General features: G+C 62.3%; 18 protein-coding genes and 3 tRNA genes. 14 read left to right on the top strand and 7 right to left on the bottom strand.

From position 1 onward, the window contains the following. The first annotated feature begins 5 nt into the window (after positions 1-5). The 5 genes from bamC (at position 6) to BM275_RS12160 (ending at position 5198) form a co-directional block, all read left to right on the top strand. Positions 6-1109: an outer membrane protein assembly factor BamC gene (gene bamC, locus BM275_RS12180; protein ID WP_090521330.1), complete on the top strand. Its 1104-nt coding sequence runs from the start codon at positions 6-8 to the stop codon at positions 1107-1109. 93 nt (positions 1110-1202) lie between these two features. After that, complete coding sequence (locus tag BM275_RS12175) at positions 1203-2072, top strand: phosphoribosylaminoimidazolesuccinocarboxamide synthase (protein ID WP_090521328.1); 870 nt, start codon at positions 1203-1205, stop codon at positions 2070-2072. 125 nt (positions 2073-2197) lie between these two features. Further along, positions 2198-2287: transfer RNA gene (locus BM275_RS12170), tRNA-Ser, on the top strand. 163 nt (positions 2288-2450) lie between these two features. Continuing rightward, complete coding sequence (locus BM275_RS12165) at positions 2451-4817, top strand: DNA polymerase II (protein ID WP_090521327.1); 2367 nt, start codon at positions 2451-2453, stop codon at positions 4815-4817. A 72-nt stretch (positions 4818-4889) separates the two neighbouring features. Further along, complete coding sequence (locus tag BM275_RS12160) at positions 4890-5198, top strand: hypothetical protein (protein ID WP_090521325.1); 309 nt, start codon at positions 4890-4892, stop codon at positions 5196-5198. 48 nt (positions 5199-5246) lie between these two features. Here the strand turns inward: BM275_RS12160 and BM275_RS12155 are convergent, their stop codons facing one another. Genes BM275_RS12155 through BM275_RS12145 form a run of 3 tightly spaced genes read right to left on the bottom strand, consistent with a single transcriptional unit; the run spans position 5247 to position 8402 of the window. Then, on the bottom strand, positions 5247-5591 hold the full coding sequence (locus BM275_RS12155; RefSeq protein ID WP_014821015.1) for a YdbL family probable chaperone protein: 345 nt from the start codon (positions 5589-5591) through the stop codon (positions 5247-5249). An 8-nt stretch (positions 5592-5599) separates the two neighbouring features. Then, positions 5600-5791 carry a YnbE family lipoprotein gene (locus BM275_RS12150; RefSeq protein WP_041014564.1) on the bottom strand — a complete coding sequence of 64 codons (192 nt, stop codon included), beginning with the start codon at positions 5789-5791 and terminating at the stop codon, positions 5600-5602. 37 nt (positions 5792-5828) lie between these two features. Further along, on the bottom strand, positions 5829-8402 hold the full coding sequence (locus BM275_RS12145) for an intermembrane phospholipid transport YdbH family protein (RefSeq protein WP_044315273.1): 2574 nt from the start codon (positions 8400-8402) through the stop codon (positions 5829-5831). Positions 8403-8947: 545 nt separating this feature from the next. On the opposite strand from BM275_RS12145, the gene BM275_RS12140 reads away from it, so the two are divergent. Together BM275_RS12140 and BM275_RS12135 are read left to right on the top strand one after the other, a co-directional pair. Next, positions 8948-9295 (top strand): tetratricopeptide repeat protein, encoded by a 348-nt coding sequence (locus BM275_RS12140; RefSeq protein WP_014821012.1) that lies wholly within the window; start codon positions 8948-8950, stop codon positions 9293-9295. 65 nt (positions 9296-9360) lie between these two features. Further along, complete coding sequence (locus BM275_RS12135) at positions 9361-10833, top strand: DNA recombination protein RmuC (protein WP_044315272.1); 1473 nt, start codon at positions 9361-9363, stop codon at positions 10831-10833. A 9-nt stretch (positions 10834-10842) separates the two neighbouring features. On the opposite strand, the gene BM275_RS12130 is transcribed toward BM275_RS12135, so the two are convergent. Next, positions 10843-12090 (bottom strand): MgtC/SapB family protein, encoded by a 1248-nt coding sequence (locus BM275_RS12130; protein ID WP_023446240.1) that lies wholly within the window; start codon positions 12088-12090, stop codon positions 10843-10845. Positions 12091-12178: 88 nt separating this feature from the next. After that, positions 12179-15646 carry a hybrid sensor histidine kinase/response regulator gene (locus BM275_RS12125; RefSeq protein ID WP_090521323.1) on the bottom strand — a complete coding sequence of 1156 codons (3468 nt, stop codon included), beginning with the start codon at positions 15644-15646 and terminating at the stop codon, positions 12179-12181. A 277-nt stretch (positions 15647-15923) separates the two neighbouring features. On the opposite strand from BM275_RS12125, the gene BM275_RS12120 reads away from it, so the two are divergent. The 4 genes from BM275_RS12120 to BM275_RS12105 all read left to right on the top strand — a co-directional run bounded on the left by BM275_RS12120 (position 15924) and on the right by BM275_RS12105 (position 19086). Then, positions 15924-16484: a GNAT family N-acetyltransferase gene (locus BM275_RS12120; RefSeq protein ID WP_023446238.1), complete on the top strand. Its 561-nt coding sequence runs from the start codon at positions 15924-15926 to the stop codon at positions 16482-16484. Positions 16485-16637: 153 nt separating this feature from the next. Continuing rightward, positions 16638-17354, top strand: a complete 717-nt coding sequence (locus tag BM275_RS12115) for an AzlC family ABC transporter permease (protein WP_090521321.1) — start codon at positions 16638-16640, stop codon at positions 17352-17354. Next, complete coding sequence (locus tag BM275_RS12110) at positions 17351-17677, top strand: AzlD domain-containing protein (RefSeq protein WP_046618760.1); 327 nt, start codon at positions 17351-17353, stop codon at positions 17675-17677. Before BM275_RS12115 ends, BM275_RS12110 begins: the two co-directional genes overlap by 4 nt. Next, on the top strand, positions 17674-19086 hold the full coding sequence (locus BM275_RS12105) for an MFS transporter (RefSeq protein ID WP_090521318.1): 1413 nt from the start codon (positions 17674-17676) through the stop codon (positions 19084-19086). Before BM275_RS12110 ends, BM275_RS12105 begins: the two co-directional genes overlap by 4 nt. Before the next feature lie 36 nt (positions 19087-19122). Here BM275_RS12105 and rdgC read toward each other — a convergent pair whose 3' ends face one another. Then, positions 19123-20043, bottom strand: coding sequence for a recombination-associated protein RdgC (gene rdgC / locus BM275_RS12100; RefSeq protein WP_090521316.1), 921 nt, complete (start codon positions 20041-20043; stop codon positions 19123-19125). Between the two features lie 215 nt (positions 20044-20258). On the opposite strand from rdgC, the gene BM275_RS12095 reads away from it, so the two are divergent. From BM275_RS12095 to BM275_RS12085, 3 genes are all read left to right on the top strand, one after another. Further along, positions 20259-20334 (top strand) — tRNA-Val (locus BM275_RS12095). A 13-nt stretch (positions 20335-20347) separates the two neighbouring features. Next, a tRNA-Asp gene (locus BM275_RS12090) sits at positions 20348-20424 on the top strand. A 267-nt stretch (positions 20425-20691) separates the two neighbouring features. Continuing rightward, a complete protein-coding gene (locus BM275_RS12085; protein WP_090521315.1) occupies positions 20692-21441 on the top strand; it encodes a BamJ family beta-barrel-assembly machinery protein in 750 nt (249 codons plus the stop codon). A 71-nt stretch (positions 21442-21512) separates the two neighbouring features. On the opposite strand, the gene bfr is transcribed toward BM275_RS12085, so the two are convergent. Further along, the gene (bfr, locus tag BM275_RS12080; RefSeq protein ID WP_003300730.1) at positions 21513-21983 is read right to left on the bottom strand and encodes a bacterioferritin; all 471 of its coding nucleotides are present in this window, start codon (positions 21981-21983) and stop codon (positions 21513-21515) included. Positions 21984-22104 lie beyond the last annotated feature (121 nt).

Raw genomic sequence — 22104 nt, 5'->3', positions numbered from 1 at the left:
TACGCATGAAGCGACTGGCCGGACTTTCGACCCTTGCCCTGATGATCTCTGCAACCAGTGGCTGCGGCTGGCTGTGGGGCGATGATGGATATTTCCGTGACCGCGGTAGTGACTACCTTTCGGCGCGTCAGACCGCACCGATGCAGGTTGCAGTCGATGGCGAGACCCGCCCGCTCGACCCGCTGCTGCCGATTCCGCAGCAGGTTGCTGACAGCACTGGCGTTCCTGGCAAGTACGAAGTGCCGCGCCCCCAGCGTTTGCAAGTGGCGGCAGAGCTCAGTGATTTCAGCGTGCAGTCGTCCGAGGATTCTCGCTGGCTTGTGGCACAGTACACACCGTCACAGGTCTGGACCGCCGCGCGGCAGTTCTTCACCGACAACGGCTTCAGCATTGCTGAAGAGCGCCGCCAGACCGGCGAGTTCACCACGGCCTGGCAAGGCGCCGCGGGGCTGAACGACGCGTTGGTACGCAATCTGGGCATTCAGGATGGCGAAACGCGGGTACGTGTTCGCGTCGAGCCGGGTGTACAGCGCAATACCAGCGAGATCTTCGTGGTCAGCGTCAAGCGTCCAGCCGGCAGCACCGCCGACGTGGCCTGGCCGGAGATTTCCAGCAACAAGGAACTCGATCGGGTACTGCTCGACGAGTTGCAAGCCAGCCTTACCCAGAGCGCCAAGCAAGGCGGCTCGGTGTCGCTGCTGGCAGAGCGTGATTTCGATGCGCCGAGTCGGGTGAATCTGACCGAGGACGGCAGCGGCAATCCTCTGCTGCAGCTGGATAGCGATTTCGATCGCGCCTGGTCCAGTATCGGTCGAGCCCTTCAGGCGGCGGACGTACGCGTGGACGATCTGGACCGCAGCCTTGGCGTGTATTACGTGAATCTGAGCGAGCGTGCCGACGATCCGGATGACAAGCCCGGCTTCTTCAGCCGTCTGTTCGGTGGTGCACCGGACAAGGACGAGATCGAGGCGCGGGCTGAGCGTTATCAGGTACGTCTGACTCGTGTCGGCAATGGCGTTCAGGTCTCGCTCGACAAGAGCGTCGACACCGTCGCACCGGCCGATGTCGCACGCCGGGTGCTCAGTCTGCTCAAGGACAACCTGGGCTAAGCGAGAGCTGCCCTTGCAACACGACACGGATAGGCGAAACCCTCGGTTTCGCCTGTTTCGTTTCTGCCGACCTGCCAACCGCGGAAGTTTCGTATGACCACTCCCACCGCCCTCAGCCTGAAGAAGATCTATTCGGGCAAGGTTCGTGATCTCTACGAGATCGACGACAAACGCATGCTCATGGTCGCCACCGATCGTCTATCGGCGTTCGACGTGATTCTTGCCGAACCGATTCCGGAGAAAGGCAAGATACTCACCGCGATCTCCAACTTCTGGTTCGACAAGCTCAACGGCCTGATCCCCAACCACTTCACCGGTGACAAGGTCGAAGACGTTGTGCCGGCAACCGAGTTGCCGCTGGTAGAAGGCCGTGCCGTGGTCGCCAAGCGTCTAAAGCCGGTAGCAGTGGAGGCGATTGTGCGTGGCTATATCGTCGGCTCCGGCTGGAAGGAATACCAAAAGAGCGGCACGGTTTGCGGCATCCAGCTGCCAGCCGGCTTGAAAGAAGCTGCCAAGCTGCCGCAGCCAATCTTCACACCTTCGACCAAGGCGGCAGTGGGCGATCACGACGAGAACATCTCGTTCGAGCAGTGCGAGGCTATCATCGGCAAGGAGCTTGCTGCCCAGGTGCGCGACGTGTCCATCGCGCTCTATAGCGCGGCAGTCGAGTACGCAGCCACGCGCGGCATCATCATCGCCGACACCAAGTTCGAGTTCGGGCTCGACGACGACGGCACGCTGACGCTGATGGACGAAGTGCTCACACCCGACTCGAGCCGCTTCTGGCCAGCCGATAGCTACGAGGAAGGCAAGAACCCGCCGAGCTTCGACAAGCAGTTCGTCCGTGACTGGCTCGAATCCACCGGCTGGAACAAGCAGCCGCCGGCTCCAGCTGTTCCGGCCGACGTTGCACAGCGAACTGCCGACAAGTACCGCGAGGCGCTGACCCGTCTGACGGCCTGACTGAACTGCATGACCAGGCTCGCCCTGCGTCCGCTCATGGTGGGCCGCAAGAGACTGAAAACGGTAAAAAATCTATGCAGTTGGGGTTCGACAAACCTGCTCCAGCTGCTATGATGCGCGCCGCTGGAGAGATGCCGGAGTGGCCGAACGGGACGGATTCGAAATCCGTTGTACCCTCGCGGGTACCTAGGGTTCAAATCCCTATCTCTCCGCCACTACATATAGCCTAAGCCCCTGAACTCGACAGAGTCCGGGGGTTTTTGCTTTTTGTGGCCTCGGTATGCGGCGGCCGGGTTTGTCTGATGATGGCTATGCTTCAACGGCAGGTGCAGTCTGCTGCATGGCCATCACAGTGTTGTGCGAAGCGAGGGGAGGGTGATGTCGCAGCTACGGCGGGGCTTTATCCTGACTCGGCACTGGCGGGATGCGCCGGAGGGTACGGAGGTCAGTTTCTGGCTGGCAACCGACGCTGGCGCACGGCAGCTACGTGTCTCGCATCAAGATTCCGTCGCTTTCATCCCCGAAGAGCAGCGTCCTCTTGCTGAAGCGCTGCTACGTCGCGAGCGCGACGTGGAATTGCGACCGCTGGCCTTGTGCGACTTCCGCCATCGGCCAGTGATGGGGTTGTACAGCCGTTCGTACCGTCGCTTGCTGGATTGCGCGCGGTTGCTGCGTGAGGCCGGGGTGGACGTCTATGAGTCCGATATCCGTCCCCCCGAGCGCTACCTGATGGAGCGTTTCATCACCGCGCCGGTGTCCTTTTCAGATGCGTCTGGCGGCGACGGTGCGTCGATCGATGCGCAGCTCAAACCGGCGCCTGACTATCGCCCGACGCTCAAGCTGGTTTCGCTGGATATCGAAACCACCTCCCGTGGCGATCTCTATTCCATTGCCCTGGAGGGCTGTAGCCAGCGCCAGGTCTACATGCTCGGACCGGAAAACGGGCAGGGCACGACCGTCGATTTTTCTCTGCAGTATTGCGATAGCCGACGCGAGTTGCTCGAGCGGCTGAACGACTGGTTTGCCGAGCATGACCCGGATGCGATCATCGGCTGGAATCTGCTGCAGTTCGATCTGCGCGTGCTGCGCGATCATTCGCAGCGCCTGCAAGTGCCATTGCGTCTGGGGCGCGGTGGTGCGGAGATGGAGTGGCGCGAGCACGGCGGTCGCGGCAATCATTATTTCGCCGCGGCCGCTGGGCGCTTGATTATCGATGGCATCGAGGCGCTTCGCTCGGCGACCTGGAGCTTCCCCTCCTTTAGCCTGGAGAATGTCGCCCAGACCCTTCTGGGTGAAGGCAAGGCCATCGACAATCCCTACCAGCGCATGGCGGAAATCGATCGCATGTTCGCCGAGGACAAACCGGCTCTGGCGCGCTACAACCTCAAGGATTGCGAGCTGGTAACACGCATCTTCGCCCGCACCGAACTGCTGACCTTCCTTCTCGAGCGCGCCACGGTAACCGGGCTGGCTGCCGATCGCAGTGGCGGTTCGGTCGCGGCCTTCGAGCATCTGTACCTGCCGCTGATGCATCGCCAGGGCTTCGTCGCGCCGAATCTTGGCGAGCGGCAGCCGGAGGCCAGCCCGGGTGGTTTCGTGATGAATTCGCAGCCGGGGCTTTACGAATCAGTACTGGTGCTCGATTACAAGAGCCTCTATCCGTCGATCATACGAACCTTTCTCATCGACCCGGTGGGGTTGATCGACGGGCTGCGCCAGCCGGATGACGAACAGTCGATCCCCGGCTTCCGCGGTGCGCGCTTCTCGCGGACTAGGCACTGTCTGCCGGCAATCGTGGAGCGTGTTTGGGAGGGGCGCGAGACGGCGAAACGCGAGCACAACAAGCCGTTGTCACAGGCGCTGAAAATCATCATGAATGCCTTCTATGGCGTGCTCGGTTCCAGTGGCTGCCGCTTCTTCGATACGCGGCTGGCCTCGTCCATCACCCTGCGCGGTCACGAAATCATGCGGCGCACCCGGGAGCTGATCGAGGCGCAGGGGCATGCCGTCATCTATGGCGATACCGATTCCACGTTCGTCTGGCTGCGCAAAGCTCATTCAGATGACGAGGCAGCGCTGATCGGCCGTCAGCTGGTGCAGCACGTCAATGATTGGTGGCGAGTGCATCTGCAGGCCGAGTACGGGCTGGTCAGCGCTCTGGAGCTGCAATACGAAACCCATTTTCGACGCTTTCTGATGCCCACCATTCGTGGTGCGGAGGAGGGCAGCAAAAAGCGTTATGCCGGACTGATCACCCGGCCCGATGGCAGCGACGACATGGTCTTCAAGGGGCTGGAAACCGTGCGTACCGACTGGTCGCCGCTGGCTCAACGCTTCCAGCAAGAGCTCTACCAACGCATCTTTCACCGCCAGCCGCACGGGGAGTACGTGCGCGACTACGTACGGCGCACGCTGGCCGGTGAGCTGGATGAGCTGCTGATCTATCGCAAGCGCTTGCGCCGCAGGCTCGATGACTACCAGCGCAATGTGCCACCCCATGTGCGTGCCGCGCGTTTGGCGGATGACTACAACGACCGTCAGGGGCGGCCTCGGCAGTATCAGAACGGTGGCTGGATCAGCTACCTGATGACGGTCGCCGGGCCCGAGCCGCTGGAAACACGGTCATCGGCTGTCGACTACGACCACTATGTAACGCGGCAACTGCAGCCCGTGGCGGATGCGATTCTGCCCTTCGTGGGCGATGACTTCGCGTCGCTCGTCGACGGGCAGCTCGGCTTGTTCTGAGTTCACCGGCTCGCGGCATCTATCTGGTGCCGGGCCGGTCATATGTCGAGCAACATTCACTGGAGCTCCGACATGTACCTGATTCAGTTGCTGCTACCGCTTTACGACAACGATCAGCAGGCGCTGCCGAAGTCGTCTTTCCGTGCTGTGCGTGATGAGCTCATCGAGCGTTTCGGTGGCCTGACCACCTATTCGCGAGTCCCGGCGAGTGGCTATTGGCTGGAAGAGGGCGACAACGCGGTTCATGACGACTCGGTGGTCTACGAAGTCATGGTCAATGATCTGGACAGGGGTTGGTGGGCAGATTATCGCGCCGAGCTGGAGCGCCGGTTTCGGCAGGAGAGCCTGGTGATCCGGGCACACGCTCTGACGCTGCTGTAGGCGCTGCCGCGAAGAGCGATGGCCGGCGGACCCGGCCATCATCGTTGGTTACTTGCGAACCCAGTTGCCGTTGAGCTGAATGATCTGGCCCGAGGGCGTCTTCTCGATGGCTTTCTTGCCGGCGATGGCTTCCACGTCGCTGACGCTGATGCCGTTCTGCTTGGCGACGCGGTGGTACTCGGCTCGGCGCGCCTGATTGATCTGGCTTGCGATGTCCTCGGCGTTCTGGCTGGACCGCACCACGCCGAGATAGCCGTCGGGCTTCTCGCCAAGCAAGCCGCTGGCCTTGGCGTCACCCAGGGCGGACATGGCTTCGTTGAGTGTCATGGCTGCCGCTGGCAGAGCGATCATGAGTGCCAACAGCAGGCTTGCCAATTTCAGATAGGTTTTCATCGTCGTCCTCAGAACAGTCCGCTGTCTTCGTTAATGATCGAGTCGAGCTGCTTGTCCACCCGGATGTAAATCTCATGCTCGATCTTTACGTTCAGGTTGATGTTAATTGGCTCGTTCGGTACGGCCAGTTCCACCCGCGGCGTACAGGCGCTGGCGAGCACGGCCAGCAGCAGAATGGTCAGCGATTGGCGCAACCGCATGGCGGTCTCTCCTGTGTCGGCTAGTGGCTGCAGGGCCTCATTGAAGGCGTTGAAGATGTTCCTGCACCCGTCGTTGAATTGTTTCGCTTACCCGGTCGCTCAGTTGCAAGCTGGTCAGCAGCGCCGGAATGTCCTCTTCCAGATTGATCGAAAAATTGATCGGGCGGCCTCCTTCCAGGGCTGGGTTGCGGCCGTTCAGGCGCAGCGCGAGGTTCAGTTTGCCGCTCTCATCATAGCGGACGTCACTGCTCAGCCGATCATAATGAAAATCGTGCAGGGCTTCGGTGACGATCTTCATGGCCGGGTTCGACTGACCAAGGGCTTCTATCTTCGGCGAACGAAAGCGCAGTACACCGCCGGGTGCGCGCGCGGCCAGCTCGCCCTGGTCGACGCTGAACCCGAGTGCGCTGCGGCGAATGTCGAAGCTGCCATCAATCAGGCCGCTGCCATCGAGCCCTTCGGTAGGGTAGGCGGCGAGCATGTCGCTCAGTTGCAGTCCTTGCAGCTTGGCGCTTAATTGTTGCTGCGGTGCAGCCAGGTCGAGCGTGGCGGGGGCGAGCCAGAACCTCCCGCCGAAGATTTGGGTTTCCGCGGTTGCCCAGCGCAGCTGGCCTTGCACTGGATGATCGAGATCGGTGCGATAGTTTCCGCGCAGCAGCAGCGGGCCAAAAGTGAATCCGGGATTGAGCTGAGCGAGGCGCAGCTCGGTTATATCCAGCTCCAGGCGGTTGCGCTCGAGGCTTGCAGCGATTCTTGCGTCGAGCCCGGATATCTCGGCGCGGTCGATGATGCCGGCCAGTCCCCGGGCCTCCAGCGTGAGCCTGGCGGATGGCGGTGTGCTGCCAGTTGGCACAGAAAGCGTGCCATCAGCCAGCAGGCGACCGCTGTTCAGTTCGAGCATCTCCGGCCAGGCTGTGAAGCTGCGGGCAAGCGGGTTGCCGGCGCGGAGAAAGATCTCCTGCAGCTTGCCGTTTGCCTGTAGTGGGCCGTTCCAGCGCTTGTTCAGGTTTGCTGCCAGTGTCAGCCCGACATCGTTGCTCAATGGGCCGGTCGCTGCCAGTTTTGTGGCATCAGCTTCCAGCTGCCCGCTCCAGTGCCAGCCCTGGGAGATCAGTCGCGGGTGATCCAGTCGGCTGACGCGCAGGTCCAGCGGCCCCTGTACGCGCCAGCTAGGCGGCTCTGAGTTGCGGCGGTCGAGATGCAGGCTGAGCGGTTGGGAGAGCAGGGCCTGCAGTTGGCGGGCAGTGAGTTCTCCGCTGGTCAGGTCGGTGAGGGTGACCTGTGAGCTTTTATGCAGCTGTACATCGATCTGCTCGAGGTTCGCACGACCGGAGAAGTCCAGCGTGGCCTCCAGACCTCCTAGCGAAAGCGCATCCAGCTTCAGCTTGCTACTGCGCAGTTGCAGTTGCGCCTGCTCGATCTGCAGTACATATGGCGGTGCGGTACTCAGTCGCACCCGTGCCTGCAGGTTCGCCGGTGTGGCGCCTTGGGCGTCCAGCTTGACCTGTAGCGGCAGTTCGTCTTGATCGGTTTCGGCATCCAAGGGCTCGATCTGGATGTCCAGCCGCTCAGGTCGCAGATTCTCGGGAAGGTCGGCGACGAGCGCCGGTTCGGGGCGTAGCTGGACATGGGCTTTCAGCTCGGTAGGCAGCCACAGGCCATCCTGTCCATTAGCCGTGAGGTCGATATCGCCTTGCAGCTCGCCAAGCCCGATGATTGGCCATGGCGCCGGCAGGTGGCCGGAGAGACGCAGATTCCCGCCGGCACGGCGCCATTCGAGCGTGCCGCCTGTCGAGCGAGGCACGCTAAGCGCCCAACCTGCGCCAAGCCGCATGTCAGCTGGCATGTCTGGCAGCGGGGTGGGTTCGTAGCCGGTCCATTCGCTTAGCCAGCTCAACAGCCAGGGCGCTTCCGGCAAGCTGCCCATGGCAAGGGTGCCATCGGATCGCAGGGTGTTGCCGAGGAGGTTGAGCCGGTTACGGCCTTCCAGGCGCGACTGCTCGTCAATCAGCAGCCTGGCTTCGATCAGGCTGTGCATGGGGTCTGGTCCCTGTGCACTGACGATCAGCGAAACACGGTGTTCGTTGCGGCGTAGGTCCAGCCGGGCATCGACAGGCAGCAGTGTTTCGCCGGCGTGTTCCAGCCACAGGCTACCCCGTTCGTCGCAACGACCCTTCGCGCAGGGGAGGTCCATCCTCAAATCAGCTATGGTCAATCGCTGCGGCAGCCACGCCCCCCAGCGTGCATATTGCTCGGCGTCGCGCGGAGACGAGCTCTCCTTCCCGGCATGCGGTAGCGAGAGTAGGGTCGTGCTGAGACGTTCTATTTGAAGCGATTGTGGTGGAAATGGCTGAAAAATGCTGGGAACTTGCAGCACGATATTTTCAGCCCGGACGGTCAGGTTGAGGCCGTTCCCGGTCAGCTGTGCATAGTCAAGCTGGCGGATCGATATGCTTCTGAAAGAGACACGCAGCCCCTGCCAGTCGAGTTCGACGATGCCTTGTTCGCGCTTGAACGCTGTCCATTGATACCAGGCGAAACCGCCGGCAAGCAGCAGCAATAGCAGCAGGCCAGCCAGCAGCCAGCGCAGTATTCTCGACGGTTTCGTCATTTCCAGTTCCAGAATGCGAGGCGTACAGCATAGCCGCAGAACAAGCGTAGCTACCGTGCTCCGGCAAGGTGCGCAGGACGACAACAGCTTTGTCTGAAAGTTCGCTCTTGTGCCGCTGCAACCCTTGTGGCAAGCCGCTTCGCGCCTGGTGCGCTGAACTTGTGCACATTTGCGCAGCACGCCAGTCAAGGCCTTATGACAAACTGTCGCAAATCGCCTGAACTCATAGATCGTTAATAACCAATTGAAAAATAAGCACTTTTTTCATTGGCGAAAAAAACGTCAGTTTAAGCGCAGCCCCCATGAGACGTGGCATTCATAGATTTGTCTTCTGTTTGTCCACTGACTTATCCACAGCTTCTGTGGATTAATTTTTGGTGTGATCCGGATCTAATTTTTTCGCTTTTGACAAGACTTTAACTCTCGGAAAAAAGGAGTAGAGTGCGCGACCTTATTCATCCAGCCCCCAGATGTGCATGAGAACGCGTACAGCCTCCTCCGCCTCCTTTGCCACTACCGCCCCTACGGCACGGTTGCCGCTGCGCATGGCGCTGTGGTTGCTCGATAGCCAGCACCTGGGCAGAAATCAGGGTGTCAAACGGATTGCAGGGCGCCTGCTCAAGCAGCCGGCGCGTGAGGGCGTGGTGGAAGCGCAGAGTCGTCTGGGGCGTCTGCTGTGCTGCGAGTGCGATGGTCAGCGCGACCGCCGTATCGGTTTCGAGCTGCTGCGTCAGGCGGCCCGTGCAGGCGACTGCCAGGCACAGCTGGAGCTGGGGCGCCTTTATTGCCAGCCCGACCACAGCGAACCTGCCAAGGCGCGCCTGTGGCTCGAGCAAGCCGCCGCACAGGGTTCCCAGGAGGCTGCGAGCTTCCTTCAGCGGATCAAGGGCTGACGGCACCCGCCTGACCACCCACCTGCGGCTCGCTATACTGCCCGGCACTTTTGCCGGAGCCCTTCATGTCCTTTGATCCTCTTCATCTATTGATCGGTCTGGCGCTCGGCCTGGCTGCCCTGGCTGGGCTGAGCCTTTATCTGCAGCGCCGCCTGTCCGCCAGCGAGTCCGAACAGGCGTTGCTCGATGAGCGGCTCCGACAGGCCACCCTGGCGCAGGAGGGGCTGACGGCGCAGCTGGAGAGCTGTCGGATCGAGCTGGCGGAGTTGAGTGGCATCAAATCAGCGCAGCAGGCCGAGCTGGCTGCGCTGCGCCGCGAGGCCGAACTGTTGCGCACGCAGCGTGACGGCCATGATGAAACCATTGCCGACCTGCAAGCCGAGCGCGACGCCCAGCAAGGTGAACTGCGCCGGTTGAGCGCGACCCATGCCGCGCTCGAAGCCGAACTGCGCGAACAGCACAACGCCCATCAGCAAAGGTTGGCAGACCTGCAGGCAGCGCGTGACGACCTGCGGGCACAGTTCGCCGAGCTGGCCGGCAAGATCTTCGACGAGCGTGAGCAGCGTTTCAGCGAGTCCAGCCATGAGCGCCTGGGACAGCTGCTCGAACCGCTGAAGGAACGCATCCAGTCGTTCGAGAAGCGAGTCGAGGAGAGCTACCAGAACGAAGCGCGCGAGCGCTTCTCCCTGGCTCGCGAGCTGGAGCGCCTGCAGCAGCTGAACCAACGCCTTGGTGATGAAGCGACCAACCTGACCCGTGCGCTGCAAGGGCAGAAGACACAGGGCAACTGGGGCGAGCTGGTGCTGGAAAAGGTGCTGGAGCATGCCGGGCTGGAGAAGGGCCGCGAGTACCATACGCAGGTCAGCCTGAAGAGCCCGGACGGTGAGCGTTTTCAGCCGGATGTGCTGATCCATCTGCCCGGGGACAAACAGGTCGTGGTTGATGCCAAAGTCAGTCTGACCGCCTATCAGGCGCTGACCTGCGCCGAGGATGAAGGCAGCCGGGCGCTGGCGCTCAAGCAGCATGTGCAATCGCTGCGCAGCCACCTCAAGGGGCTCTCGCTGAAGGACTACCAGCGCCTCGATGGCTTGCAGAGCCTCGACTTCGTGCTGCTGTTCGTGCCGATCGAGGCGGCTTTCGCGGCCGCGCTGCAGGCAGATCCCGATCTGTTCCAGGAAGCCTATGGGCGGCACATCGTGATCGTCAGTCCGACGACCTTGCTCGCCACCCTGCGGGTCATCGACAGCCTCTGGCGGCAGGAACGGCAAAGCCAGAACGCCCGGGAGATCGCCGAGAAAGCCGGCGGGCTTTACGACAAGTTCGTCGCCTTCATCCAGGATCTCGATGAGATCGGCAGCCGATTGCAGCAGGTGGATCGTGCTTACCTGGCGGCGCGCAACAAGCTTAGCGATGGTCGCGGCAACCTTGTTGGTCGAGCCGAGCAATTGAAGTCGCTCGGTGCACGGGCCAGCAAGCGCTTGCCGGGCGACTGGCTGGAGCGTGCCGGTGCCGAGGAACTCAGCGAGGCGGGCGACTAGATCACGGCGCTAACGCAACAGCAGCACGGCGAGCGCAGTCAGCAGCCCGGCGAACATGATCGGCAGGGTACGGATAGCCAGTTCACGGCCACCGATGAAGGCGATCAGCATGGCCTTGACCAGGCTGTTGCTCAGCGCGGCGAATACGATGCCGCGCGACGCGACCTCATGACTGAGCCCGTCGCGGGCATTGTTGGCCAGCGAGAGGGTGATCGCATCCACATCGGTCAGACCTGCGACCAGCGACACCATGTAGATGCCGGCATCGCCCAGCCAGCGCCGTGCCCCCTCGACCAGTAGCAGGATCAACACCAGCAAGGCGGCGAAGCGTAGCGCCGGTCCCAGCTCGAACGGGTTCTTCAGCAGGGGCTCGGCAGTGTCTGTGGGCGTTTTGGCTGCCAGCAGGTAATAGAAGATTGCACCTGCTGTATAGATGGCGCCGGCGCACGCCAGAGGCAGGATCAGGCCAGGAAGCAGCGCCGGATTGACCAGTCCCACCTCCAGTAGAACGCGAGGAAACATGAGCGCCGACGTCGCCAGCAGGCCGGCTGCGAGCGCGGCACGCAGCTTCGGCGCGTTCAGCCGCGCCAGCGTGATGGTCATCGCAGTGGAGGAGACGATGCCGCCAAGCAGCGCCGTGACGAAGAGGCCGTGACGAGGGCCAAGGATACGGATCGCCACGTATGCGGCGAAACCGATTCCGGCGATCAGTACCACCATCATCCAGGTCGTGTAGGGATTGAGTGCCTGCCAGGGGCCATAGCCCTGGTTCGGCAGCGTGGGCAGCAGCACCACGGAGATGAACAGCATCTTCAGCGCGCCGCCCAGTTCCGCCTCGCTGAGCCGCTTCAGCGCCTGATGCAGCGGGGCTTTCAGGCTCAGCAGCAGCGCCACGACGATGGCGCATGCGGCGGCGAGCTGCCGGCTCTCCGCGACCGCCAGGCTGCCGAGAACAAAGGTCAGCAGCATGGCGACCTCGGTGGTCATGCCATGGTCGCCGCTGCGACGCGCATCGATCAGATAGCCGGCAATGACCAGCAGCGCGAGCATGGCGAACATGGCCACCCAGGCAGAGCCGCCGAGATGGCTGACGCTAACCGCCGCGAGCCCGCCGAACAGGCCCGACAGGCCGAAGGTGCGGACCCCGGCGACCAGCTCCTGGCCGGGGCCGTCTCTGCCGCTCCAGCTACGTTCGGTGCCGATCAGTAGCCCGACGGCAAGCGCCGTGGCGAGGTTGAGAAAAAGCTCGAGCGTCATCGGCCACCTTGCCGCCAAGTGTGCAAATTGCCAGCAGTGTAACCGGCCTCGGCCGCGATTGTTTCACCCGCTGGCCGAGGTCGCCTGTCTACTGAAGCGTCAGGTGCCGGCTCATCAGGGCGCGCAACGCCGCAGGCTTGACCGGCTTGGCGAGGAAATCCAGGCCGCTTGCGTGAATCGCCGCCACCAGTTCCGGGCGGCCATCGGCACTGATCACCACGCCGGGCACCGGCTCGCCCAGCCGAGTGCGCAACCAGGCCATCAGCTCGGTGCCGGTCTGGCCCTCGTCGAGGTGGTAGTCGACCAGCACCAGTTGCGGGCGAATGTCCTCGGCCAGCAGCGCTTCGCATTCGGCGCGGTTGCTGGCGGTCCATACCTGGCAACCCCAGCGGGTGAGCAGGCTGTTCATGCCGACCAGAATACTGTCCTCGTTATCGATGCAAAGCACCTGAGTGCCGGTCAACGCGGTGTGCTGCGGCTCGCCACGCTTGGCTGCCGGGCGCGGCTGGCTCAATGCACGGGCGACCGGCACGGTGACGCTGAACACGCTGCCCTTGCCCGGCCAGGAGCGCACTTCCAGCGGGTGTTCGAGTACGTGGCAGAGACCGTCGGCGATGGCCAGGCCCAGGCCCAGACCCTTCTCCGCGCGGGTCTGGTGGCTGTCCAGGCGTTTGAACTCCTCGAAGATCACCTTCAGCTTGTCATGCGGGATGCCCGGGCCGCGGTCCCAGACTTCGAGCCGCAGTGATGCGCCTTGCCGGCGCACGCCGAGTACCACGCGGCCCTTGGCGTAACGGAAGGCATTGGTGAGGAAGTTCTGCAGCACGCGACGGAGCAGGCGGATGTCACTGTCGACGCGCAGCTTGCTGCCGTGCACGCGGAAGTTGACCCCCTGTTCGCTGGCCAGTGCGGTGAACTCCGTGCCCAGCGTGTCGAACAGCGTGGCGAGTGGGAAGGGGTTGCGATCCGGGGTCACCCGGCCGCTTTCCAGGCGCGAGATATCCAACAGGTCGGTGATCAGGTCTTCAGCCGAACGCAACGAACTGTCCAGATGCTGCACCAGTTCCTGGGCCTCGCTGGGCAGGGCGCTCTGCTGGTGTGACAGTGCGGCGGAGAACAGCCGTGCGGCGTTGAGCGGCTGCATCAGGTCGTGGCTGACGGCGGCGAGGAAGCGGGTCTTCGACTGGTTGGCCGCTTCCGCGGTGCTCTTGGCTTCGATCAGCGCCTGGTTGAGCTGCGACAGTTCCTGGGTCCGCTCGCTGACGCGCTGTTCGAGACCTTCGTTGGCATCTTTCAAGGCACGTTCGGCTTCGCGGTAGGCGGTGATGTCACTGAAGCTCATGACGAAGCCGCCGCCCGGCATCGGGTTGCCGATCAGCTCGACGACGCGGCCGTTGGGGAACAGCCGCTCGGACGTATGCGCGCGACCCTGGCGCATCCAGTACAGGCGCTTGGCCACGTGGGTGTCCGGGTCGCCTGGGCCGCAAAGCCCGCGCTCGGCGTTGTAGCGGATGATGTCGGCGATCGGGCGGCCGATGTAGACCAGCCCGTCCGGGTACTCGAAGAGCTCGAGATAGCGATGGTTCCATGCCACCAGGCGCAGCGACTGGTCGACCACGCTGATGCCCTGGGTGATGTTCTCGATCGCGCCTTGCAGCAGGGCGCGGTTGAACTGCAGCACTTCCGAGGCTTCACCGACGATGCGCACCACGTCGTCGACCTGCATGTCGCGGCCTTCCAGCGCTGCCTTGACCACCGCACGGGTGGACGACGCGCCGAGCACGCCCGCCAGCAGGCGTTCGGTATGTGCGATCCACTGGCCGTCAGCTTGCAGTTTGGGCGAGAAGTCCTGGCCGTGGCGGCGGGCGAAGCGCTGGAAGCTTTGCTCGGCGCGCTCGGCGCCGACGAAGCGGGATGCCAGGACCAGCAGGTCTTCGACGCGTACGGCGAGCAGACGGCGGGCACCGGTCGGGGAGGCGATCTCCTGACCGATAAAGCGGCTGGCCTGCCAATGCTCGGCCACGTGGGTCTGGGTGAGGATGGATACCCAGAAAAACAGCGTTGCGTTACCGATCAGCGACAGGGTCACGCCCAGGGTCAGTCCGCTGAGGCCGAAACCGAGGCCGCCGTTGTACATCCAGCTCAGGCCCGGGAACATTTCCAGCGGCCAGCCCAGCAGAGGAACAATCAGCGTATAGAACCAGATTGCCGCGCCGGCGGTCAGGCCGGCGAACACGCCGCGACGGTTGGCCTGCTTCCAATACAGCGCACCAACCATCGCCGGGGCCAGCTGAGTGATGGCGGCGAAGGCGATCTGGCCGATTGTAGCCAGCGATGCCGTGGAGCCGAGCAGGCGGTAGCTGACATAGGCGAGCAGCAGGATCACGACGATGCTGATGCGACGTACCGAGAGCATCCAGTGGCGAAATGCTTCGAACGGGCGCTCGGCTTCCTGGCGGCGCAGCAGCCAGGGCAGCAGCATGTCGTTGGAAACCATGGTCGAAAGCGCGACGCTGGCGACGATTACCATGCCGGTTGCCGCCGAGGCGCCGCCGATGAAGGCGAGCAGGGCGAGCCAGGGATGCAGTTCGGCCAACGGCAGGCTGATGACGAAGGAATCCGGCGTTACGCCTGCGGGCAACAGCATCTGTCCCGCCAGCGCGATCGGGATGACGAACACCGCGGCGAGTACCAGATAGAGCGGAAACACCCAGCGGGCCATACGGAAGTCGCGCGGCTCGATGTTTTCCACCACAGAAACGTGAAACTGCCGCGGCAGACAGACGATCGCCATCATCGCGACGGTGGTCTGGACCAGCATGGCTGACCAGTTGACACCTTCGCTCCAGAATCCGGCAAGGTCCGGCGAGTCATAGGCCTGATTGAACAGATCGCCAAAGCCGTCGAACAGGCCGAAGGTGACGAAGGCGCCCACCGCCAGGAATGCCAGCAGCTTGATCAGTGATTCGAAAGCGATCGCCAGGACCATGCCGCGGTGATGCTCGGTCACATCGAGGTTGCGCGTGCCGAAGAGGATGGTGAACAGCGCCAGCACGATCGAGACGATCAGCGCGGTGTCGCGCGTGCCGGTGCCGGCTGCCTCGATGTTGATGCCGCTTAGCAGGTTGACGCCGAGTACGATGCCCTTGAGCTGCAGCGCGATGTACGGCAGTACGCCAACCAGGCAGATCAGCGTAACAACCACTGCCAGCAGCTGAGATTTGCCATAGCGGGCGGCGATGAAGTCGGCAATGGAGGTGATGTTCTCCTGCTTGCTGATCATGATCATCTTCTGGATCACATGCGGTGCGAACAGCATCAGCAGGATCGGGCCCAGATAGATAGGGAGGAACGCCCAGAGCTGCTCGGCGGATTGGCCAACGGCACCGAAGAAGGTCCAGCTGGTGCAGTACACCGCCAGTGAAAGGCTATAGACCCAAGGCCGCAGACGCGGCGACATGGAAGCGCTGTTGCGGTCGCCGTAGAAAGCGATGGCGAACAGAATGGCCATATAAACGAGGGCGACCGCGGCGATCAGCCCGCCTGACAGCGTCATGCAAACTCCAGAAAACGAAAGGTGAGTGCCAGGCAGGCCTCGGCGGGCCGGTAACGGTGCCGAATTCAATCAGCCCTGGTGACTCGTTAATATGCTGAGTTCGTGAAGTTTCGCAGCAATGGTCACCCCGTGTGCAGGGTTGCGACCAAGGTCGCATGCGTCTAGCGCGGGCCCGCCAGCAATATCGCCGGTCGTCCGCGAAGTACGGCGTTTCCTGCGCCATGGGTTACTGTCTGGTAACCGCCGATTTGCCCGAACGCAATAACAGGAGAATGTCATGCTCAGCCCCCATCCGGTAACCCTGCAACGCGGGGCGCTGCGCCTGGAGCCGCTGATGGAAGCGGATATCCCGGAGCTGGTTGCCCTGGCAGAGCGGAACCGCGCCGAGCTGACATATATGAGCGGGCCGCTACGGCCGGACTGGTACCGCCATGCGCTGGCGGAACAGCGCGAGGGGCGCGCGGTTGTCTTCAGTGTGCGGATGGCCGAGCAGCTGGTCGGCACCACGCGCTTCGCCGACTTCAACCTGAGCCTGCCGGCGGCCGAATTGGGCTGGACCTGGCTGGACCATGCGGAGCATGGCACCGGGCTGAATGCCTCGATCAAGTACCTGCTGCTGCGTCACGCATTCGAAGAATGGCAGTTGGTTCGCCTGCAGCTGAAGACTGCCGCCAGTAACCTCCGCTCGCAGCGGGCCATCGAAAAGCTAGGTGCCCTACGCGAAGGATTGCTGCGTAACCATCGGCGACTGGCAGACGGTCGTCTGGACGATACCGTGCTGTACAGCATCACCGACCGTGACTGGCCGCAGCTCAAGCAGCGGCTCGCGGCCGACTGACTGCTCTGCGACGCATCGCCTGGGCGTCTCAGTTCGGATATCGTGCGGTGCTTTGCCGCATGTCTTGCGTCGATCCGTCCGCTACCCACGCCTTTCGCTACGAGGTCGATAGGCAGCGCAAGGTTCGGTGCAAAATTGGCTACAGGAGTTCCAATGTCCCGCTCGCAAGAGTTCGTTCACGGGTGCCGTGACATTCTGCCGTTGATCCTCGGTGCGATTCCGTTCGGTGTCATCTTCGGCACGCTGGCCGTCGGCGCCGGATTGACGCCCTGGCAGACCATGGGCATGTCTTCGCTGGTCTTCGCCGGTTCCGCACAGTTCATCGCGATCACGCTGATAACCGGTGGCGTAGGCGCAGCCGTGGTACTGCTGACCACCTTCGTGGTCAATCTGCGGCACGCCTTGTACAGCGCCGCGTTGCAGCCATTCGTTCGTCATCTGCCGGGCCGCTGGCGCGCCCCTCTGGCGTTCTGGCTCACGGACGAGGCCTTCGCCGTGGTGCAGAATCGCTATGCCCGCGACGACGAGTCGCCGTACAAGCATTGGTTCTTTCTCGGAGCCGCGCTGACCATGTACATCAACTGGCAGCTGTCGACACTGGTGGGTGTCGCCTTCGGTCAGGCGGTTCCGGGTATCGCCAGCTGGGGGCTGGACTTCGCCATGATCGCCACCTTCATCGGCATCGCGGTGCCGATGATGCGGACGCGCCCGCAGGTGGCCTCGGCGCTGGTGGCTGGCGCGGTGGCCTTGCTGACCTGGGAGCTGCCTTACAAGCTCGGACTGATCGCCGCCGCCATGGCCGGCATCGTCGTCGGCGTCTGGCTCGAACGTCGCGCCGAAGCGGCTGCGCGCATGCAGGGGGCGCTATGACGACCTGGTTGCTGATCTTCGGCATGCTGGCGATCACCTTCGTGATCCGCTACAGCTTTTTCGCCTGGCCCAACCTGCGCTTTCCCCGCGCTATCGAGCAGGGGCTGCATTACGTGCCGGTGGCGGTACTGACTGCCATCGTGGTGCCGGGAATGCTGATGCCGGAAGGGCAGTGGGCGTTGCGTCCGGACAATGCCTATCTGCTCGCGGGGCTGTTGGCGATCGTCATAGCCGCGTTTAGCCGCAACCTGCTGGCGACTATCGCCGGCGGACTGCTGAGCTTCTTTCTGCTGCGCTGGGCTTTCGGGCAGTTGCCGATATGAATCAGGAATCGACCGGGGCTAGCTCTACAAGGCGTGTGCCAGCTGGCGGGCCGGCGACCACGCATTCGCAGTTTCGCCTGCTCGGCAAGCGTCGCTTCCTGCCTTTTTTCTGCACGCAGCTGCTCGGTGCATTCAACGACAACGTGTTCAAGCAGGCGTTGATCCTGGCGATTCTGTTCAAGATCGGCACTGGCGCCGACAAGAGTCTGCTTATCAATCTTTGTGCGCTGCTGTTCATCCTGCCGTTCTTTCTGTTCTCCGCGCTGGGTGGCCAGTTCGGCGAGCGCTTCGAGAAGGCCTGGCTGATTCGCCGAATCAAGTTCGCCGAGATTCTGATCATGCTTGCCGGGGCGCTCGGCATGTTGCTCGGCAACCTGCCGGTATTGCTTGCGGTGCTGTTCTGCATGGGCACCCAGTCGGCGCTGTTTGGTCCGGTCAAGTACTCGATCCTGCCGCAGCAGCTCGCCGAGGATGAGCTGGTGGGAGGCAATGCGCTGGTGGAGATGGGAACGTTCCTGGCGATTCTCGGGGGCACCATCGGTGCGGGTGTGTTGATGGCGAGTGAGGGCTACGCCGAGCTGGTGGCGATCAGCGTGGTGCTGATCGCGCTCGTCGGTTATCTCACCAGTCTGGCCATTCCAGCCGGTACGGCAGCGCTGCCGACCCTGCATATGGATTGGCGCGTGCTGCGTCAGTCATGGCGCATTCTGCGGCTGGGGCTCGGTCAGCAGCGGGCGGTGTCCCGGGCCATGCTGGGCAATTCCTGGTTCTGGTTTCTCGGTGCGACCTACCTGACGCAGATCCCGGCGTTTGCCAAGGACTATCTCGGTGGCGATGAAAGCGTGGTGACGTTGATCCTGACGCTGTTTTCGGTCGGCATCGCGCTGGGGTCGCTGCTTTGCGAGCGGCTGTCGCGGCATCACGTGGAGATCGGCCTGGTCCCGTTCGGAGCCATTGGCCTGAGCCTTTGCGGAGTGCTGCTGTGGTGGCATGCGAGCGGCCACGGGGAGCCTGTGGGTACGGTCGACTGGCTTGCGCTGCTCGGCGAGCCTTCTGCCTGGTGGGTACTGATGGATATCCTCGGGCTGGGGATTTTCGGTGGGCTGTACATCGTCCCGTTGTATGCCCTGATCCAGTCACGCAGTGTGGTTCACGAGCGCTCGCGAGTGGTGGCAGCGAACAACATTCTCAACGCGCTGTTCATGGTCGCGTCGGCGATCATCGCAATTGTCCTGCTGGTGCTGCTGAAGCTCTCGATACCGCAGCTTTTCCTGACTGTTTCGTTGCTCAGCGTGCTGGTCTGCGGGGCGCTGTTCGTCGATGCGCCGGAGTTCATCGAGCGTTTTCTGATCTGGTCGCTGGGGGAGCGATTGGGCGGGGCGCTGGCGTTGCAGCTGAAGGTGCGTTGAGGGGAGCGGGGCGCCGATCAGCGCCCCGGGCTGGTGTCAGAGGCCCTGGGGGACTTCTTCGCCACCGAACGCCTCGAACAGCGCAGGCAGGAACTCGCGGAAGGTCATCATCATCAGCAGGAAACTGGCGTCCTGCTGGGCAAGGGCGTCTTCACCACCGTCCTGCTCGGCCTGGTCCTGCAGCAGTTCCTCGAAGCGCAGGCGCTTGATGATCAACTTGTCGTCCAGCACGAAGGACAGCTTGTCCTGCCAGGCCAGCGACAGCTGGGTGACCTGCTTGCCGGCTTCCATATGCTGCTGGATCTCGTCGCTGGTCAGGTCCTGGCGCTTGCAGCGCACCACGCCGCCGTCCTCGTGGGTGTCGCGCAGCTCGCATTCGTCGAGCACGAAGAAATCGTCTGCGGACTTCTGCGTCTTGACCCAATCGGTCAGGGTGGCGCTTGGCGCGATCTTCACGGTCAGCGGGCGCACCGGCAGCGAGCCGATCGCTTCACGCAGGGTGGACAGCAGGTCCTCGGCCTTCTTCGGGCTGGCCGAGTTCACCAGGATCAGCCCGCGCTCGGCGTCGACTGCGGCGAAGGTGCCGGATTTGCGGATGAAGGCGCGCGGCAGAAAGGCCTGGATGATCTCGTCTTTTATCTGGTCGCGCTCCTTCTTGTAGACCTTGCGCATCTGCTCGGCTTCGATCTCGTCAACCTTTTCCTTCAGCGCATCCTTGACGACGCTGCCCGGAAGAATGCGTTCTTCCTTGCGCGTGGCGATCAGCAGGAAACCCTGGCTGACGTGCACCAGGGGGGCGTCTTCACCCTTACCAAAGGGGGCGACGAAGCCGTAGGTGCTCAGCTCCTGGCTGGCGCAGGGGCGGGCAGGTTTGGCGGCCAGTGCAGCTTCGAGTGTCTCGGCATCTAGAGCGACGTTCTGGGTGAGACGGTAAACGAGCAGGTTACGAAACCACATGGCGGGGTAGATCTCCGGAAAGCAAAGGGGTGCATTATTCCTGCCTGGCCAGTTCAGGCCAACCCTGCGGGATGTTAATGCACGGCGGACGAGAAAAATCGGCTGGTAAATCGAGGGTTTTCCTAAGTCTTTGGAACTTCTGCAATTTTTTTTTCGAAAGGGGGTTGCCAAGGTGCGGAACCCTCTCTAGAATGCGCCCCACTTCGAGAGCAAACGGGTGATTAGCTCAGCTGGGAGAGCATCTGCCTTACAAGCAGAGGGTCGGCGGTTCGATCCCGTCATCACCCACCACTCGAGGTTTAGCGCAGCGGTAGTTCAGTCGGTTAGAATACCGGCCTGTCACGCCGGGGGTCGCGGGTTCGAGTCCCGTCCGCTGCGCCATATTCGCTTCACGGGTCCACTGAACGCCCTGAAGCAACGAAAGAAACGGCCATCTAGGCCGTTTTTTTTTGCCTGGATTTTTTTGGGCTGAAGCTACGGGTGCCGCTTCTCGCTCGGCTCGATCCTGCTATCGGATTGCTACGCGCGTCCGTTCTTTGCAATCTCTTTACGGTCCTTGCCTTGGGGTGCGGTAGCCAGTGCCGGGATGCGCTGCTAAGCTCGACCATCGGTTTTTCGAATGCCCAACAGCGTATTTAAGGAAACAGCATGAGACTGAGACATCATCGTTTGGCGCCTGCGGTTGCCCTGGTTGGCCTGGTGCTGGCCGGCTGCGACTCGCAGACCAGTGTCAAACTGGACACTCCGACGCAGAAGGCGTCCTATGGTATCGGCCTGAACATGGGCAAGAGCCTTGCGCAGGAGGGTATGGATGATCTCGACTCCCAGGCTGTTGCGCAGGGTATTGAAGATGCCATCGGCAAGAAGGAGCAGAAGCTCACCGATGAGCAGCTGATGGAGGCTTTCACCTTCCTGCAGACCCGTGCCGAAGAGCGCATGGTTGAGATGAATGCCAAAGCGGTCGAGGCTGGCAAGAAGTTCCTCGAAGACAACGCCAAGCGTGAGGGCGTGAAGACCACCGAATCCGGTCTGCAGTACGAAGTCGTCAAGGCGGCCGAAGGCCGTCAACCGACCGAGAACGACGTGGTGACCGTGCACTACGAGGGCAGCTTGACCGACGGCACCGTCTTCGATAGCTCGATCAAGCGCGGCAGCCCGATTGATCTGCCGGTCGGCGGTGTGATTCCAGGTTGGGTCGAAGGTCTGCAGCTGATGCATGTGGGCGAGAAGTACAAGCTCTACATCCCGAGCGAACTGGCCTACGGCGAGCAGAGCCCGAGCCCGCTGATCCCGGCCAACTCCGTGCTGGTCTTCGATCTCGAGCTGCTGGATATCAAGGGTGACGAGGCCGAGCAGCCCGCAGCCGAGCAGCCTGCTGAAGCAGCCGAGCAGGAATAAGCGGTTCTCTTCGCTGCAAACGAAAACGCCCCGATCTAGTCGGGGCGTTTTTATATGGGCTTGCTACTGAATCAGTCGTCCATCTGCGACTGCAGGTAGTTTTCCATGCCCACCTTGTCGATCAGGCTCAACTGCGTCTCCAGCCAATCGATGTGTTCCTCCTCGGATTCGAGGATGTCTTCCAGCAGCTCGCGACTGCCGTAGTCGCCGACGCTTTCGCAGTAAGCGATGGCGACCTTCAGATCCTGCACGCCACCTTGCTCCAGCCTGAGGTCGCACTCGAGCATCTCGCGAGTGTTCTCACCGATCAGCAACTTGCCCAGATCCTGCAGATTCGGCAGGCCTTCCAGGAACAGGATGCGCTTGATCAGCTTGTCCGCATGCTTCATCTCGTCGATGGATTCTTCGTACTCATGCTTGCCGAGCTTGCCGAGACCCCAGTCCTCATACATGCGCGCGTGCAGGAAGTACTGGTTGATGGCTACCAGCTCATTGCCGAGGATCTTGTTGAGGTGCTGAATGACCAGCTTGTCGCCTTTCATGTAGTTAGCCTGCCTGACGCGGTGGGAATGCAAGCAGTCTGGCCACGCTCAGGCGACCTGTCAAACCTAAGTCATTGAATGCTAAAGCTAAACCCTAGCGAGAATAGTTGCGTTCCGCATC

It is taken from the genome of Stutzerimonas kunmingensis (assembly GCF_900114065.1).
GTDB classification, from domain to species: domain Bacteria; phylum Pseudomonadota; class Gammaproteobacteria; order Pseudomonadales; family Pseudomonadaceae; genus Stutzerimonas; species Stutzerimonas kunmingensis.
This window is presented reverse-complemented; position numbering and strand designations above follow the sequence as displayed.

Bases quoted from the DNA above. Each gene is read 5' to 3' on its own strand.
- bamC (WP_090521330.1), top strand. From the start codon at position 6: ATGAAGCGACTGGCCGGACTTTCGACCCTTGCCCTGATGATCTCTGCA.
- BM275_RS12175 (WP_090521328.1), top strand. From the start codon at position 1,203: ATGACCACTCCCACCGCCCTCAGCCTGAAGAAGATCTATTCGGGCAAG.
- BM275_RS12165 (WP_090521327.1), top strand. From the start codon at position 2,451: ATGTCGCAGCTACGGCGGGGCTTTATCCTGACTCGGCACTGGCGGGAT.
- BM275_RS12160 (WP_090521325.1), top strand. From the start codon at position 4,890: ATGTACCTGATTCAGTTGCTGCTACCGCTTTACGACAACGATCAGCAG.
- BM275_RS12155 (WP_014821015.1), bottom strand. From the start codon at position 5,591: ATGAAAACCTATCTGAAATTGGCAAGCCTGCTGTTGGCACTCATGATC.
- BM275_RS12150 (WP_041014564.1), bottom strand. From the start codon at position 5,791: ATGCGGTTGCGCCAATCGCTGACCATTCTGCTGCTGGCCGTGCTCGCC.
- BM275_RS12145 (WP_044315273.1), bottom strand. From the start codon at position 8,402: ATGACGAAACCGTCGAGAATACTGCGCTGGCTGCTGGCTGGCCTGCTG.
- BM275_RS12140 (WP_014821012.1), top strand. From the start codon at position 8,948: ATGGCGCTGTGGTTGCTCGATAGCCAGCACCTGGGCAGAAATCAGGGT.
- BM275_RS12135 (WP_044315272.1), top strand. From the start codon at position 9,361: ATGTCCTTTGATCCTCTTCATCTATTGATCGGTCTGGCGCTCGGCCTG.
- BM275_RS12130 (WP_023446240.1), bottom strand. From the start codon at position 12,090: ATGACGCTCGAGCTTTTTCTCAACCTCGCCACGGCGCTTGCCGTCGGG.
- BM275_RS12125 (WP_090521323.1), bottom strand. From the start codon at position 15,646: ATGACGCTGTCAGGCGGGCTGATCGCCGCGGTCGCCCTCGTTTATATG.
- BM275_RS12120 (WP_023446238.1), top strand. From the start codon at position 15,924: ATGCTCAGCCCCCATCCGGTAACCCTGCAACGCGGGGCGCTGCGCCTG.
- BM275_RS12115 (WP_090521321.1), top strand. From the start codon at position 16,638: ATGTCCCGCTCGCAAGAGTTCGTTCACGGGTGCCGTGACATTCTGCCG.
- BM275_RS12110 (WP_046618760.1), top strand. From the start codon at position 17,351: ATGACGACCTGGTTGCTGATCTTCGGCATGCTGGCGATCACCTTCGTG.
- BM275_RS12105 (WP_090521318.1), top strand. From the start codon at position 17,674: ATGAATCAGGAATCGACCGGGGCTAGCTCTACAAGGCGTGTGCCAGCT.
- rdgC (WP_090521316.1), bottom strand. From the start codon at position 20,043: ATGTGGTTTCGTAACCTGCTCGTTTACCGTCTCACCCAGAACGTCGCT.
- BM275_RS12085 (WP_090521315.1), top strand. From the start codon at position 20,692: ATGAGACTGAGACATCATCGTTTGGCGCCTGCGGTTGCCCTGGTTGGC.
- bfr (WP_003300730.1), bottom strand. From the start codon at position 21,983: ATGAAAGGCGACAAGCTGGTCATTCAGCACCTCAACAAGATCCTCGGC.